A 14,754-nucleotide genomic window follows, 5' to 3' on the forward strand; every position below is an offset into this window, starting at 1 on the left:
AAAGATTCGGACAAGTATCCTTGAAAAAATAGCACAGGGGTCAGGTATGGCCAAAAAGAAAATCAGGCCGCAGTGACCTCAGCGGTTGAGGCATGGCAGGACCGGCGGTGGTGAAAGGCACTCAGGCCGAAAGCCATGGCCAGCAGGTCGGCGACTCCCCCCATGGTCAGACGCAGACGCATGTAATCGCGGTTGGCGGCAAGAAGGAATGGCGCGGGATCGACTTTCTGGAGCAAAAAAACCTCGAGACGTGCGCCGTCGCTGCGCAGGCGCTCCAGACCGGACGGTCCGCAGCGGTGCAGAGCGGTCGTGTCCTCGACTTTCTGCATTAGCCGCGCCATGGCGGCCAGTCCCGCCTGGGAATGGTCCCAGCCGCCAGCGCGCGCGGCCGCGAGGGCCGGCAAGGCGTCCTCGAACAGGGCGGGCAGGCCGCGGCGGGCTTCACCGAGGATTCCCGTGGCGGCCTTTTGGTTGCGAAGCGCGGCACCATGAGTCGCGCCGGTGTGGTGTTGCGGCAGAATCTGAGCGGCCACAGCGCTGACAGCCTTTTGTAAATGGTGGCTCCGGCCGCCGTTGTGGGCCAGGGCACAGAGCAACAGCCCGCCGAGAAAAATAGCGCCTTTGTGGGTGTTGGTGCCAAAGGTGCTGAGTAAACGGTTTTCGAGCGCGCGTCCCACAGGTACCAGATCCGCGGCGCAACAACCCCTGACCAGTGCTGCGGCAAAGGTTCGGTAGCCTTGCGCAACGAACTCGATGGACTCCAGCATGAGGGAGAGAGACAGATCGGGGTGCGAGCCGGCATCGAGCAGATCCACCAGCCCTGGTTTGGGGGTGAGAAACAACTCCCGGCGCAGCCCTTCAGTCAGACAGTCGGCCAGGCGATGAATTTCGAAAGCAAGCGATGAGTGCATGGGCGGCACGAACGACCTCTTCAGGGTGATGGCGCTTAAGCCGGATGCAGTTGCGCGCTGCTCTTCGGCACAGCAGGCAGGGTCTTTCATCCATGCCCAGGGACGCGCGACTCAGAGGGCCGCTGCGGGGCAGATAAATGTCGAAATCAAATAACCGCGCGGCGGGATGGCGGTTTTCCAGGGCGATGCCAATGCGCTTGGCGCTCAAGGCATCGGTTTTTGCGCTGACCAACAGCCAGGAGCCGAGGGGATCGATCTGTTCTTGTAATGGCTCAAACCCGGGCATTGCCACCTCAAGCAGGTGTCTCCCCCAGGCGAACAGGTCGAGGGCACCCGGTGGAGTTTTTTCCTCACCGGGCAACGCCAGACACAAGCTTCCCACCCAGGGCCGTCCCACCGCGAGAGCCCCATCGATTTGCGTCTGGCGCAGGTCGCGCGCCGCCAGCAGATCAGTCTGAAACGCGTCGCACAACATCAATGATGCTTCCATCGCGGTATTCGATAAGGGCCACGACCTCATCAGAAAATTCCAGCGGCTTGGGTCGCCCGGTGATCTGGGTGATTTCTTCCTGGATCTGCCCGATGTCCTTGACCGGCAGGTTGCAACGCAGCAGTTCGCGCTTGAGGTCGGTGTGCCGTTCATTGACGGCGATGCCGCGCTCGGTGACGATTACGTCGACTGTTTCGCCCGGCGTGGTGATGGTTGTCAGTTCATCGCGGATGATGGGCAGCCGGCCGCGCATGGACGGCGCGACGATGATCGACAGTTTGGCGCCGGCGGCGGTGTCGCTGTGCCCGCCGGTGTTGTGCAGCAGGTAGCCGTTGGACTCGGTGTTGACGTTGAAGCGGGTATCGATTTCCGTGGCACCGAGGATCACCGCGTCGAGACGGTTGACGACGGCACCGGCGTTGAAAGGGTTGGCGTACATGTCGGCGCTGATTTCGACGTGATGCAGGTTGCGACCGATGGATTCAACAGCCTTTAGGTCAAAGCATTGCACGTCGAACAGGGTTTGGAACAGTCCCTCTTCGAGCATGTCGACGAAATAGCCGGTGATGCCGCCGCAGCCGAAGCTGCCCTTGATCTGGTTGTGGCGCATCAGGGTGCGCACATGATTGGCCACCGCCAGGGAAATGCCGCCCGAGCCGGTCTGAAAGGAGAAGCCGTCGCGAAGCAGTCCCGACACTTCGATGACGCGCGCCGCGTACTGGGCGATCTGCAAGCCGACGGGATCGGTGGTGATGCGGGTGGTGGTGGAGACGATTTTCTTTGGGTCGCCCAGGGTCGGTACGCACACCACATAATCCACCAAAGTTTGCGGGATGGACACCGGCGCCACGGGATAAGGCTGCAGGTTGTCGGTGACCGCCACCACGGTCCGCGCGTGCTCTGCATCCACCTGCGCATAACCGAGACTGCCGCAGGCCGCGGGGCCGCTGCTGCCGCTCAGGTTGCCGTACTCATCGCAGGCCGGAGCGGCGATAAAGGCCACATCAACCGAAACCTGACCTGCCACCAGGGCGCGGGCACGACCGCCGTGGGTGCGTACCACCACCGGGCATTTGAGCTGCCCGCGCGAGATCTGCTCGCCGATGGGACCGTTGACGCCGCACTCAAAGGCGACGATCACCCCTTTTTCAATGTAAGGGATGAGTTCGGCATGCACCGGGTGGATGGAGCTTGAGGCGATGGTGATGCCGCGGATGCCCAGGGCATCGATCTCGCGCACCAGTTGCCCAAGGAGCACATCGCCGTTGCGCAGGCTGTGATGGGTTGAGATGCACATGCCGTCGCGTAATCCAGAGGCTTCAATGGCCTCGCGCAGACTGCCGAGAACCTTGGAGTTGCCGGGATTAACCCGCGTCAGAGGGCGGCTGGCGCGCAGGCCCTGCGGTTGCAGGGCAAAAGGATCGCTGTAGGGAGTAAGTTTTTTACCGTTGAAGGTCTCCGGCAACCAGCGGCCGAGGCTATTCCTGACCATAAATCACCTCATCATCGATCTCCATATCGATCAGATTGTGGGCGCGGGCGGTTTTGAGCACCCGCAGGGCGCGCTTGACCACCGGCGCATCGACCATCTTGCCGCCCAGGGAAATAACCCCGGTGCCCATTTCGCGGGCCTTTTGAATGGCCTCAACCACCTGCAGGGCGTAGTCGATCTCCTCGCGCTTGGGCGCGAAAACCTCGTGCACCACCTCGATCTGGCGCGGATTGACCAGGGATTTTCCGGTAAAGCCGAGACGCTTGATCAACTCGGTCTCGCGGCGCAGGCCCTCCATGTCGCCGACATCGGCAAATATGCTGTCGATGGCCTGGATGCCGGCGGCGCGCGCCGCCCAGATGACGCGGGTGCGGGCGTGAAAGAGTTCCTCGCCGGTTTTGGTTCGCTCGATCTCCAGGCTCGCCGTGTAATCTTCGGCGCCAAAGGCCAGAGCGAAGACCCGTTGTGAACAGCGCGCAATTTTGATCGAATTGATGACCCCGGCCGCGCTTTCGATAGAAGGCAGAATCTTGAAGCGACCGATCTCGATGCCCAGCTCTTCCTCAAACTCGGTGAGCAGGGTATCCAGCCGTTCAACGATCTCCGGCGTGTCGGCCTTGGGCAGGCGGATGCCGTCGGGCAAGGCGGGCAAGACCGCGCGCAGATCCTCGATGCCCCATTTGCTGTCGAGAGGGTTGATGCGTATGAGGATTTCCTTGTTGCGCTGCGGGTAGGTATCGAGAAATCGCCGCACCAGAATGCGCGCCGCATCTTTTTCAGAGAGGGGCACGGCATCTTCCAGATCAATGATTACCCCGTCGCACTGAAAGATGGGAATATTCTGCAGCATGGACGGCATGTTGCCGGGCACGTAGAGCAGGGTGCGACGCAGTTGCAGATCGCTCATGGCTGACTCTCCTCATCCTGAATAAAGATTGTCGGCACTCCGCCGCTCTTCGAGGCTTGGCGCTCGATGCCGTCGACCAGCGCTTCGCTCAGCAGAATTTCGCAACTGGCGAAAACTTCAGCGTCGAAGAGGTGGCCGCCGAGGACTTCGCCCGAGGACTTGGCCACCAGAATGTGCAGATGGCAGTCGATGTGTCCGCTTTCGTCAGGCACCAGGTTGCCTTCGAGGCCGACGAGTTCCAGCGGCCCGTCGATCAGGTGCTGGTTCATGCGCGCTTCGGTGATGGGCAGGCGTGCGCCGGCCTTGATGCCGCGCAAATGAACCTGGGTGACCGATCCGACCGCCGAGGTGATGACCGCATACTTGATGCCGCGGTCCGCGACGAATTGCGAAAGACATTGCTTGAGGCGCTGCCCCGGCTTGATCTTGAGGATGAAGCGCCGCCCTTCCTGCCATTCTTTGTACCAGAAGCCTTTCATCTAGCCCTCCATGGCCGCCCGTCGCAGGGCCGCTTCCAGGCGTGCCTCGATGGCATAATCAAGGGCGCCGCGATCGCTCAAACGAATAAGGCCACGGCTCACCTGCAAACGCTCGAGAACCGCGTCGATGCGTGCCCGGATCAGATGTTCGAATTGTTTTTTTACCGTCGATTGGATCTCAATGCTCAGGGTGTCCGCCGGTTCCACGAACACCATCAGATCGCTTGACTGCAGGGTGCCGGCTTGAACTTTCTTGCGTATCTCCATCAGTGCCTCCTCTGATAGTTCTTGAGTTTGTCGCGCAGGAACTGAGCCTCGTCGGACATCAGGTATCTGAACGTCGTAGCGGGCACCATCTGGCGCACTGTTTCATAGGCCTCGTTGCGCAGCGCCTCGCGCACCCGGTAGGCACTGACCGCGTCCTCGGAGATCATAACCCGTTCGATCTCCACCACCGCGATGCCTTGCGTGGGCAGCAATCGTTTGAGACTCTCATTATAGCAGCGGGTTGTTCGACAATAGGGCTCACTGCCGACAAAACGCTTGCGGATATGAAAAAACGGAGCAAGACTCCGGGCAAATAGAAGTGCATCGACTTCCATCTGCACGTGACCGGCTTCCTCGGCATCCTTGAGAAAGTAGGCGGGAAAAGTCAGGCTGCTCACCGCATAGCACGAACTGTCGAGCACCCGCACGTTGCGCAGATGCGCCGTCCCTTCTTCGACCAAACGTTTGCGAACCGCAAAGGGAAACGCCGAGCGATCCTCTCGCACCACAAAAATATACAGGGTATCGACCTGTCGCGCCGCATGCTCGATGACATAACGATGCCCGCGGGTGAAGGGATTGCAGTTCATGACCAGGGCGCCATTCTCACCCGGGGCGACCAGGGCGGCGTGCCCGTTCAGGTAGTGGCGCAGGCCGTCGCCGAATTCAAGCAGGGTGGTTTGCGGGTGCTGCACCAACGGCGTGAAGTTAAGTGCTTGAAAGGAGGTGGCGTACTGCGGGCGAGTGAAAATAAAGAAGGCGTCGTGACCGGCATGGCCGGCGGCGCGCATGAGTTCGGTGATCAGTGCGCCCAGGGTCGGGCCATCCTGAAAATCCGGAGCCACAACCAGCATCTTGAACACATTGCCGCAACGGGCGCCGACCCCGGCCAGTTCGCGCCCCTCGAACACCCCCATGAGGTTGTCGAAGTCGTCCTCGAAGCGCAGCCCTGCGGCTTCGATGAGTTGCCGCGCCCGCTGCCGGTCTGATGCACTGAGCAGTTCTGTGACCATGGGGAAAACCATAGCATGGACAAAATGTATACCCTAGGGGATTTATGAGGCGCGTGAAACTCCGGGATTTGGCAAGAGCATAAAGACCAAGGCCCGGGGAATCTTGGGATTCCAGCCGGGCCTTGGCATGTTCAGATGGGATTTGAGAAGAATTATTTGCGCAGGTTGTAAAACACGTCCATGCCGCGGAACACGGCGACGCTTTCCAGTTCATCCTCGATGCGCAACAGCTGATTGTATTTGGCCACGCGATCGGTGCGGCACAGGGAACCGGTCTTGATCTGACCGGCATTGGTGGCGACCGCCAGATCGGCGATAGTGGTATCTTCGGTTTCGCCGCTGCGGTGCGAGATGACGGCGGTGTAGCCGGCGCGTTTGGCCATTTCGATGGCGTCGAGGGTTTCGGTCAGGGTGCCGATCTGGTTGACCTTGATGAGAATCGAGTTGGCGATTCCCTTGTCAATGCCTTCTTTAAGAATAGTGGTGTTGGTAACGAACAGATCGTCGCCCACCAGTTGGATGCGGTGGCCGAGGCGCTCGGTGATCAGCTTCCAGCCGTCCCAGTCATTTTCGGCCATTCCGTCTTCAATGGAAATGATGGGATAGCGGTTGACCAGGTCTTCGTAGAAATCGATGAGCTCGGCCGCGCTTTTGACCGGCTGTTTCTCGTTTTCAAGGCGGTATTTGCCATCTTTGAACAGTTCGGACGCCGCCACGTCGAGAGCCAACACCACATCTTCGCCAGGTTGGAAGCCGGCGGCCTTGATCGCTTCCATAATCACTTCAAGGGCTTCCTCGTTGCTCTTGAGGTCGGGGGCGAAGCCGCCCTCGTCGCCCACGGAGGTATTGTAGCCGCGGCCCTTGAGGACTTTTTTCAGGGCATGGAAAATCTCGGCACCCATGCGCAAGGCCTCTTTAAAAGAGTCGGCGCCGACCGGCATGATCATGAATTCCTGAATGTCGACATTGTTGTCGGCGTGTTCGCCGCCATTGATGATGTTCATCATGGGCAGGGGCAGTTCCTTGGCGTTGGCCCCGCCGAGGTACTGGTAAAGGGGCAAACCGGATTCTTCGGCGGCCGCCTTGGCGCAGGCGAGCGAGACGCCGAGCAGAGCGTTGGCGCCGAGATTGCTCTTGAAATCAGTGCCGTCGAGTTCCAGCAGTTTGCGGTCGATGCCGACCTGGTCGGAACCTTCCCACCCGATAAGCGCCTCGGCGATGACTTCATTGACGTTTTCTACTGCCTTGAGTACACCTTTGCCGAGATAGCGGGTTTTATCACCGTCGCGCAGCTCAAGGGCTTCGCGCTCGCCGGTTGAGGCGCCACTGGGCACATCGGCGCGACCCATGGCCCCGCTTTCGAGATAGACTTCGACTTCTACCGTGGGGTTGCCGCGCGAATCGAGAATTTCACGGGCGTAGATGTCCTTGATCTCACTCATGCTCTCTTTCTCCCTTTTCAGATAAATTCAGCGTTGCTCCATCGTGGAGCGCATCGGGTGGCTGAAGGTGTGTGGCCAGTGTATTTAAGTTTGTCTTTTACGGGCGCTTGGCCATTTATAGCATTATCCCCCGGCATTGCAAGACCTACTTTGCTGCGCCGTCGGCCATGGCGGAAAGGCATTGGGCATTGATTTTTTTGCTTGGCCGGTGTTAGTGTCCGAATTTGGACTTAAAAAATATTGACGAGGGATGTTCTTGGAAGAAAGCGATACACGCGGTCGGTTCCGGATTGACGACCAGGGCCTGGCTGCTTTGCTGTTCGGTCAGCAAAACAGAAACCTCAAGCAGCTTGAGAGGGTTTTGAGGGTCCGCGTCGGCTCTCGCGGAAGCGATCTTTACATCGAAGGCGACCCTCTGCGGGTGGATCTTGCGCGGCGGCTTCTGCAGCAGTTGCTTGAGCTTTTGCAGGAAGGCTATCCGCTGTATCCTGCCGACATCGACTATGCCGTGCGCATTCTCAGCGCGGATTCGCGGGCACGACTCAAGGATGTTTTTCTCGACACCATCTTTGTCTCCTTCCGCAAAAAAATCATTTCGCCTAAAAGCTTGTCGCAGAAAGCCTACATCGATGCCATTCGTGGCAACGACGTGGTGTTCGGCATAGGTCCGGCCGGGACCGGGAAAACCTACCTGGCCATGGCCATGGCGGTGTCCTTTCTGATGCAAAAGGAGGTCAGTCGTATCGTGCTGGTCCGCCCGGCCGTTGAGGCAGGGGAAAAACTCGGATTCTTGCCTGGTGATCTGGTTGAGAAGGTCAACCCTTATTTGCGCCCCCTGTATGATGCGCTCTACGATATGCTGGGGTTCGAGAAAGGCCAGGGACTTATCGAGAAGGGCGTGGTGGAAGTCGCCCCCCTGGCTTTCATGCGCGGACGCACTCTCAACGATGCCTTTGTGATTCTTGATGAAGCCCAGAATACCACTCCGGAGCAGATGAAAATGTTTTTGACGCGTCTCGGTTTCGGCAGTCGGGCCGTGGTGACCGGAGACGTCACCCAGACCGACCTGCCGGTGGGCAAGGTTTCCGGTCTGATTGAAGCGGTGCGGGTACTCAAGGGAGTCGAGCGGATTACTTTTAACTATTTCACCGATGCCGATGTGGTGCGTCATCCCATCGTGCAGGCGATCGTTCAGGCCTATGAGCGTGCGAGCCTGAATTCAAAGGAGAATTGAGCGCCCTGTTCACCCGGGTGCTCCGGCTATGACCAGAAACGGACGCAAACAGGATTCAAGCCGTTCGGGCAAGGGTTTTTGGGGCCGATTACGCCCGCCGACAGTGTTGAACGAGGTTCAGCAGAACTGCATTCTACTGCTTTTTCTGTGTTTGGCTCTGACGGTGGTCATCGTTCCCAAGGGTGGCATTGTCGCTGATGTTTTCAGCCCCGGCGATATTGCCACGCGCGACATCAAAGCGCCGCGCGACATGCTGGTCGAAGATCGCGCCCTGACGGAAAAACGCCGCGCGGAAGCTGAAGAGGCCGCGCGCCCCGTTTTCGATTTTGACGCGCGCGTGGGTCTGGAAATCGGCGGCCATTTCGCGAAAGGATTGAGGATTCTTGCGCCCTTGGGAGGGGAAGAGGAGAACCTTGATCCGGCGGTGAAAAAGTCCGTTGAGCAGGCCTTCGATATCAGCTTAAGCGACGAGCAGTTTGCTGCTTTGACGCAGGTTGAGCTGGACGAACCCCTGGTGGACGCTCTGCGCGCCATGCTGGTGGGTACCCTTGAGCGCATGGTGGTTGCCAATCTCAGGCTCTTCGAGACCGAGGCGGACAGGGGCGTTGTCATTCGCGACCTCGCGAAACAGCAGGAGACGGCCGTTCCCAAAATTGAGAATGTTCTCGGCATGGGCGAGGCGCAAGAACTCCTGCGCGCCAGGCTGAAGAATATCCCAGAACTGAACGCGGCTCAGCAGAACCTGCTGTTTGATGTCGCCCAGCGCATGTTGCGGCCCAGTCTCACCTTCAATAAAAGTGAAACCGAGGCGCGCCGTAAAGATGCCGCCGAAGCGGTGAAGCCGGTCTTTTTCCAGATCAAGAAGGGAGAAATGATCGTCCGCGAAGGCGAACGGATTTCCGAGGAGCAGATCAAGAAATTGCGGGCTCTGCGCGACCTGGGCGGTGATTTCAACCTGCTGGGCATGGCGGCTGGGTTGTTCATGTTCTGTGTTCTGCTGGTTTTTACCGGCCATCGTTTCGCGTTGCGCAACATTCGCAAGTATCGACCCGATGTCCGCGACCTTTTGTTCATGGCTCTGGTTTTCATCGGACTGTTCGTGCTGATGAAACTGGGGATCTTCGTTTCGACGGCCCTGGAAAGCGCTTTTCCCTACATCGGATCGACCAGTTATTATTACGCCTTTCCCTTTGCGGTCGGGGCGATGTTGATTCGCCTGGTTCTCAATTCGGAGGTGGCGCTGGTTTTTGCGGCGATCAGCGCGATTTTGATCGGGGTTCTGTTCGGCAACAGTCTTGCCATTGCCGCCTTTGCCTTCGTCAGCAGTGTCGCCGGCGCTCATTGGGTGCGTCAATGTAAAACCCGCGCAACTCTCTATCGGGCCGGCCTGTGGGTTTCACTCGCCAATGTGGGCCTGGTGTTCGCTCTGCATTTTCTCGCCGGTCGCGCCTTTGAATTGCAATTGCTGCACAAACTCGCCTTTGCTTTTGCTGGAGGAATTCTCTGCGCGGTCATCGTCACGGGAACCATTCCCCTCGTCGAGTCTCTGTTCAAATACACAACCGACATCAAGCTTCTGGAACTGGCCAACATGAATGCGCCGGTATTGCGCGAGTTGATGGTGCAGGCGCCGGGAACCTATCATCATTCCATCATCGTCGGCAATCTGGTCGAAGCCGCCGCCGAGGAAATTAACGCCAACCCGCTGCTGGCGCGGGTGGCTGCCTATTACCACGATATCGGTAAAATCAAAAAGCCGCTCTATTTCATCGAAAATACCGGCAACGCCGCCAACCGCCACGATAAGCTCGCACCCTCCATGAGCGCGCTGATTCTCATGGCGCACGTCAAGGATGGCGTGGAGGTGGCGCGTGAAAGCAAGCTCGGCCAACCGCTGGTCGATATCATCCGGCAACATCACGGCACCGCCCTTATTAAATTTTTCTACGACAAGGCCAAAAGCAAGGAAGATCCAGGCGTACAACAGGTCGACGAGCGCGATTACCGCTATCCCGGCCCGCGTCCTCAGACCCGCGAAGCCGCGCTTATCATGCTCGCCGATGCCGTCGAGGCCGCCAGCCGCACCCTCACCGAGCCGACTCCGGCGCGCATCCAGGGGATGGTGCAGAAAATCATCAACAACATTTTCATCGACGGACAACTTGACGAATGCGAGTTGACGTTGAAAGACATGCACAATATTGCCAAGAGTTTCAATCGCATTCTGGCCGGCATTTTTCATCACCGGGTCGATTATCCGGAGCCGGCATACAAAGAACGTGACCGCGATGGAGGAAAGAAAAAAAGCAGTGAGGATTCAAATCGAGAACCGACAAAAGAAGCAAAAGATCGCGAAGCGTCCCCTGCGAAAGGTAGCACAGAGGATCTTAAACGCCTTGGAATGTCCTGACGGCGAATTGTCGGTGCTCATCGTCGACGATGAGCAGATCCGCGAATTCAATCGGGACTACCTCGGTAAGGATCGCCCCACCAACGTCATTTCTTTCGCCATGCAGGAAGGCGAGGGCGCCGGAGTTGCGCCGCAGTTGTTGGGCGATGTCTTGATTTCGGCTGAAACGGCGGCACGCGATGCCGCTGAGGCGGATCAACCTTTTGAGAGCGAACTTTATTTTCTTCTGCTTCACGGCATGCTGCACCTGCGTGGCTATGACCATGAGCGCGGCACGGCTGACCAGGCGCGTGAGATGGAATGCCGCGAACAGGAGATCTTTTCCGTGGTGCGCCGTGAATTCCTCACCTGAACAACCCAAGCAGCTCAAGCCCGGCAACTGGTATCAGAGTGTCAATTGCGCCATTGAGGGCATCATCTGGGCTGCGCGTACCCAACGGCACATGCGTATCCATCTCATGGCGGCGGTGGGGGTGCTGCTGGCGGCGGTGATCCTGCGTGTCAGCGCCCTGGAGTTCATCCTCTTGACCCTGGCAGTGATTCTGGTGCTGTTCGCCGAGTTGTTCAACACCGCCATAGAGGTGGTCGTCGACCTGGTCTCACCCGAATACCATCCCCTTGCAAAGATTATCAAGGATCTGGCGGCCGGTGCCGTACTCATGGCGTGTATCGGCGCGGTGGTTCTCGGCTATCTGGCCTTGTCCAGCCATTTTTTCGGCACCCTCGGTCGCGGATTGGGATTGCTGGAGCCTCCCAAGGGAGAGGTGGCGGTGGTGTCGATTCTGATTGTCGTAATTCTGGTTGTGCTGTTCAAGGCTCTAAGCGGGCGCGGGCGTCCGCTGTACGGCGGCATGCCCAGTGGGCACAGTGCCGTGGCATTTTCCATCGCCACGGCCGTGGCGCTCAGTGGTGTCGCGCCGGCCGTCATATTGCTCACACTGATGCTGGCCGTCATGGTCAGCCACAGCCGCCTGCTGATGGAAATCCATTCATTGGTCGAGGTTCTGGCCGGTGCTTTGCTGGGAATCTCGGTGACCCTGAGTATCTATTTTTTGCTTTGAAAAATATCGGACATAAGGAGATTTTTGTTTTGGAAGACGATGGTTCTGGCGGACGGCCTAACGGCCGAGCGAATGTTAAAGATTCCTGGCGAGAAGCACTGCAGAAACTGTTTTTCGGCAAGCGCCGCGCTCTGACCGAGGAAGAGTTGCAGGAGATCATCGACGAATCGGAGGAAGAGGGGATCATCAATGAGGGAGAGGGCGAGATGCTCCACTCCATCTTCGAGTTCGGCGACACCATCGTGCGCGAGATCATGGTGCCCCGCACCGACATGATCTGTTGCTCGACAACCGCAAGTTTTCGCGAGGTGCTCGACGCGATCCTCTCCAGCGGTCATTCGCGCATTCCCATTTACGAAGGCTCTGCCGACCGCATCGTCGGTGTCGTCTATGCCAAGGATCTGCTGCGCTATTGGGGACGTCCGGAAAAGGACATCACCATCGCGCGGGTCATGCGCACGCCGTTTTTCGTACCCGAAACCAAAAACGTGCAGGAGCTGTTGCAGGACTTTCGTTCGCGGCGCGTGCATCTGGCGATCGCTGTCGACGAATACGGCGGTACCTCGGGGCTGATTACCATCGAAGATCTGATCGAGGAGATCGTCGGCGACATCCAGGACGAATATGATCTTGAAGAGGAATGGCTGCAGCCTCAGGAGGATGGGTCGGTGCTGGTGGATTGCCGCCTCAACATCGAGGATTTTGAAGAACATTTTTCTACCGTCGTCGAGCGGGAGAAGTTCGACACCGTGGCAGGGTACGTCTTCAACCTGCTTGGACGGGTGCCCAAGGAGGGTGAGGAAATTCGCGATCATGATCTGCTGCTGACTGTCACGGAATGCGACCATCAGAAAATTCGCCAGATCAAGGTGCGGCGTGCGCCCCTCGCCGGTGAGAGTTTCCTTTCTCCCGAGATTTCATGATCTCACTTCGCGTCGATAGAACCACTGCTTTCGCAGTGCTTTCAGGGCTTCTTCTGGCCCTGGCATTTCCGCGCCCCGACCTGGCCGAGTTGGCCTGGGTAGCCTTGGTGCCATTGCTGCTGGTCATGGAAAAGCGCCCTTTCCGCAGCGGCTTCACCGCCGGGGTGGCTTTTTTTGCCACCGTTCTTTACTGGCTCAATATTGTCATGACCACCTATGGCGGCTTGCATCCTGTGTTGTCGATGGTCGCCTACCTGCTGCTGGTGCTCTACCTGGCCCTGTTTTTCGGAGCCGCGACCTGGGCAGCCAGTCGTCTGCACGAAAAACTCGGTTATCCGCTGGTGCTGACTATGCCGGTGCTCTGGGTGGCTTTGGAATTTCTGCGCTCCTTTCTCTTTACCGGCTTTCCCTGGGCATCGCTGGGCTATGCCCTGCAAAGCCGCCTGGTACTCATCCAATCCGCTGATCTGTTCGGTGTCTATGGCCTGAGTTTTCTGCTGATTTTGAGCAATGTGGTGCTTGCCGAAGGAATACGCTGGTTGCGCCGTTCCCGAGGGGTTCCCGGTGTGGCGGCACTGGTTTTCGCGCTGCTCTTTGGCGGCAACATCGTCTATGGACTCTGGCGGCTTGACCCGGCCCAGGACGAGCGGGAGCGTCGGATGCAGGTGAGCTTGATCCAGGGCAATATCGATCAGGGGGTCAAGTGGGATCCCGCGTATCAGGAAGAAACGGTGCGAATTTACCGCGACCTTTCCCTGCATGCGCACCAGGGAGAAAATCCCGATCTTATCATCTGGCCCGAAGCAGCGACCCCTTTTTACTTTCAGGATCCCAACCCCCTGTCGCAGCAGGTCCGCCAGGTAGCGCAGGAAACAAACACCTATTTGTTGTTCGGCAGTCCGGCCTATGAAGTGGTCAACCGCCAATATCAGTACTTGAACAGCGCGTTTTTATTGTCGCCCGCCGGTGAAGTTCTCGGGCGCAGCGATAAGGTCCATCTGGTGCCGTTCGGCGAATACGTTCCCCTGAAAAGATTTCTGCCCTTTGTCGATAAGCTGGTGGTGGGAATCGGGGATTTTTCTCCGGGAACCGTCAGTCCACTTCCTCTGGATGGCGCCAATCTTGGCATCCTGGTTTGTTATGAGGCGATATTCCCAGGATTGGCACGCGATTTTGTGCGGCAGGGCAGCGACCTTCTGATCAATATTACCAACGATGCCTGGTTCGGCCGCTCTTCGGCCCCTTATCAGCATCTGGCCATGAGTCGGTTTCGCGCCGTGGAAAATCGTATCTGGTTGGCGCGCGCCGCCAATACCGGGATATCCGCCTATGTCACGCCCACCGGCCGTGTGCTCGAGGCCACACCCCTTTTTGAATCGGCCGCGGTAACCGCTCAGGTCGGCCTCGGTGCCGCAGAAAGCCTCTATCGTCGCATCGGTGATACGGTGCCGACGATTTTCCTTGGAATTTCAGTCTTCTGGCTGGCGCGAACAGGTCGGCGCATGGGGGCGGGTGAGGCTTGAGTGCGACACATGTATCGCCCCTGGATAGATTCTCTTTATGGCAGTGAGACTTCCAGGCGGCGCAGAGCCTTGCCTGAAGAATCAACGAACTCTATTGCCTGCAGGCGCTCCGGACGCTCGATGAGGGCAAGGACATAGGGTTGCGTCATGACCGTGAGTTGCAGGCTGCCGGCGGGAGGTTCGTCAACCTCGACAAAGGCCTGCAGTCTTGTGCCCCGGCGTTCGATCCGGTTGATATTCACCCGGTATCCGGCACTGGGCTTCCAACCCGAGGCGACCAATACGACCAGGTTTTTTTCCCAGTCGATCATCGGTGGCTGCGGCGCAGGCAGGCGATGCGCGTGAATCTGTGCGTAGAGTTGCTCCCATTTGCGTTGCTCCAGGGCGGCGGCAAAGGTGAAATCTTCGGTGGTCATGGCGGCGCTGCCCTGTTCGAGTACGCTGAAAGGTTGCGGACTCGCGGCGGCGCACCCGGAAATCAAAGTCATGGTGAGCACCAGTGTTGTGAGAGTTCGTACCAGGTTGAGGTTGGCCGGCATGGCGTTTTCCTTTAACAAAAGAGGTGTTTGGAACAACAGTACCACGAAAGGTGCGGCAGTAAA

15 protein-coding genes are annotated in these 14,754 nt (G+C 58.4%); 6 read left to right on the forward strand and 9 right to left on the reverse strand.

The window, feature by feature from the left end:
- Positions 1-62: 62 nt before the first annotated feature.
- The 8 genes from GFER_RS14110 to eno all read right to left on the reverse strand — a co-directional run bounded on the left by GFER_RS14110 (position 63) and on the right by eno (position 7,001).
- Positions 63-911 (reverse strand): triphosphoribosyl-dephospho-CoA synthase, encoded by an 849-nt coding sequence (locus GFER_RS14110; protein ID WP_052446440.1) that lies wholly within the window; start codon positions 909-911, stop codon positions 63-65.
- Positions 859-1,386, reverse strand: a complete 528-nt coding sequence (locus tag GFER_RS14115) for a citrate lyase holo-[acyl-carrier protein] synthase (RefSeq protein ID WP_052446441.1) — start codon at positions 1,384-1,386, stop codon at positions 859-861. Before GFER_RS14115 ends, GFER_RS14110 begins: the two co-directional genes overlap by 53 nt.
- A complete protein-coding gene (citF, locus tag GFER_RS14120) occupies positions 1,361-2,893 on the reverse strand; it encodes a citrate lyase subunit alpha (RefSeq protein ID WP_040100494.1) in 1,533 nt (510 codons plus the stop codon). The genes GFER_RS14115 and citF overlap by 26 nt, the downstream gene beginning before the upstream one ends.
- Complete coding sequence (locus tag GFER_RS14125; protein WP_040100496.1) at positions 2,880-3,800, reverse strand: HpcH/HpaI aldolase/citrate lyase family protein; 921 nt, start codon at positions 3,798-3,800, stop codon at positions 2,880-2,882. Before GFER_RS14125 ends, citF begins: the two co-directional genes overlap by 14 nt.
- The gene (locus GFER_RS14130; protein WP_040100499.1) at positions 3,797-4,279 is read right to left on the reverse strand and encodes a PPC domain-containing DNA-binding protein; all 483 of its coding nucleotides are present in this window, start codon (positions 4,277-4,279) and stop codon (positions 3,797-3,799) included. The genes GFER_RS14125 and GFER_RS14130 overlap by 4 nt, the downstream gene beginning before the upstream one ends.
- The gene (citD, locus tag GFER_RS14135; RefSeq protein ID WP_040100500.1) at positions 4,280-4,546 is read right to left on the reverse strand and encodes a citrate lyase acyl carrier protein; all 267 of its coding nucleotides are present in this window, start codon (positions 4,544-4,546) and stop codon (positions 4,280-4,282) included.
- Positions 4,546-5,559 carry a [citrate (pro-3S)-lyase] ligase gene (locus GFER_RS14140; protein WP_040100502.1) on the reverse strand — a complete coding sequence of 338 codons (1,014 nt, stop codon included), beginning with the start codon at positions 5,557-5,559 and terminating at the stop codon, positions 4,546-4,548. Before GFER_RS14140 ends, citD begins: the two co-directional genes overlap by 1 nt.
- A gap of 152 nt (positions 5,560-5,711) precedes the next feature.
- A complete protein-coding gene (gene eno / locus GFER_RS14145) occupies positions 5,712-7,001 on the reverse strand; it encodes a phosphopyruvate hydratase (RefSeq protein ID WP_040100503.1) in 1,290 nt (429 codons plus the stop codon).
- Between the two features lie 256 nt (positions 7,002-7,257).
- Between eno and GFER_RS14150 the strand changes: the two genes are divergently transcribed.
- From GFER_RS14150 to lnt, 6 genes are read left to right on the forward strand one after another with little or no spacing between them, the layout of a single operon-like run.
- On the forward strand, positions 7,258-8,235 hold the full coding sequence (locus GFER_RS14150; protein WP_235264100.1) for a PhoH family protein: 978 nt from the start codon (positions 7,258-7,260) through the stop codon (positions 8,233-8,235).
- 28 nt (positions 8,236-8,263) lie between these two features.
- Positions 8,264-10,645 carry an HD family phosphohydrolase gene (locus GFER_RS14155; protein WP_052446443.1) on the forward strand — a complete coding sequence of 794 codons (2,382 nt, stop codon included), beginning with the start codon at positions 8,264-8,266 and terminating at the stop codon, positions 10,643-10,645.
- Positions 10,545-10,997 (forward strand): rRNA maturation RNase YbeY, encoded by a 453-nt coding sequence (gene ybeY, locus GFER_RS14160; RefSeq protein ID WP_074669585.1) that lies wholly within the window; start codon positions 10,545-10,547, stop codon positions 10,995-10,997. The genes GFER_RS14155 and ybeY overlap by 101 nt, the downstream gene beginning before the upstream one ends.
- Positions 10,981-11,706, forward strand: coding sequence for a diacylglycerol kinase (locus tag GFER_RS14165; protein WP_040100505.1), 726 nt, complete (start codon positions 10,981-10,983; stop codon positions 11,704-11,706). The genes ybeY and GFER_RS14165 overlap by 17 nt, the downstream gene beginning before the upstream one ends.
- 29 nt (positions 11,707-11,735) lie before the next feature.
- Entirely contained in the window at positions 11,736-12,629 is an 894-nt protein-coding gene (locus tag GFER_RS14170) for a hemolysin family protein (protein WP_040100506.1), read from the forward strand.
- Positions 12,626-14,152 (forward strand): apolipoprotein N-acyltransferase, encoded by a 1,527-nt coding sequence (gene lnt, locus GFER_RS14175; RefSeq protein ID WP_074669586.1) that lies wholly within the window; start codon positions 12,626-12,628, stop codon positions 14,150-14,152. Before GFER_RS14170 ends, lnt begins: the two co-directional genes overlap by 4 nt.
- Before the next feature lie 35 nt (positions 14,153-14,187).
- Here lnt and GFER_RS14180 read toward each other — a convergent pair whose 3' ends face one another.
- Positions 14,188-14,691, reverse strand: a complete 504-nt coding sequence (locus GFER_RS14180; RefSeq protein WP_040100507.1) for a protease complex subunit PrcB family protein — start codon at positions 14,689-14,691, stop codon at positions 14,188-14,190.
- Positions 14,692-14,754: the final 63 nt, after the last annotated feature.

Source organism: Geoalkalibacter ferrihydriticus DSM 17813 (assembly GCF_000820505.1).
Taxonomy (GTDB): Bacteria; Desulfobacterota; Desulfuromonadia; order Desulfuromonadales; family Geoalkalibacteraceae; genus Geoalkalibacter; species Geoalkalibacter ferrihydriticus.

Coding starts and splice junctions, on each gene's coding strand:
- GFER_RS14110 (WP_052446440.1), bottom strand. CDS start 911: ATGCACTCATCGCTTGCTTTCGAAATTCATCGCCTGGCCGACTGTCTG.
- GFER_RS14115 (WP_052446441.1), bottom strand. CDS start 1,386: ATGTTGTGCGACGCGTTTCAGACTGATCTGCTGGCGGCGCGCGACCTG.
- citF (WP_040100494.1), bottom strand. CDS start 2,893: ATGGTCAGGAATAGCCTCGGCCGCTGGTTGCCGGAGACCTTCAACGGT.
- GFER_RS14125 (WP_040100496.1), bottom strand. CDS start 3,800: ATGAGCGATCTGCAACTGCGTCGCACCCTGCTCTACGTGCCCGGCAAC.
- GFER_RS14130 (WP_040100499.1), bottom strand. CDS start 4,279: ATGAAAGGCTTCTGGTACAAAGAATGGCAGGAAGGGCGGCGCTTCATC.
- citD (WP_040100500.1), bottom strand. CDS start 4,546: ATGGAGATACGCAAGAAAGTTCAAGCCGGCACCCTGCAGTCAAGCGAT.
- GFER_RS14140 (WP_040100502.1), bottom strand. CDS start 5,559: ATGGTCACAGAACTGCTCAGTGCATCAGACCGGCAGCGGGCGCGGCAA.
- eno (WP_040100503.1), bottom strand. CDS start 7,001: ATGAGTGAGATCAAGGACATCTACGCCCGTGAAATTCTCGATTCGCGC.
- GFER_RS14155 (WP_052446443.1), top strand. CDS start 8,264: ATGACCAGAAACGGACGCAAACAGGATTCAAGCCGTTCGGGCAAGGGT.
- lnt (WP_074669586.1), top strand. CDS start 12,626: ATGATCTCACTTCGCGTCGATAGAACCACTGCTTTCGCAGTGCTTTCA.
- GFER_RS14180 (WP_040100507.1), bottom strand. CDS start 14,691: ATGCCGGCCAACCTCAACCTGGTACGAACTCTCACAACACTGGTGCTC.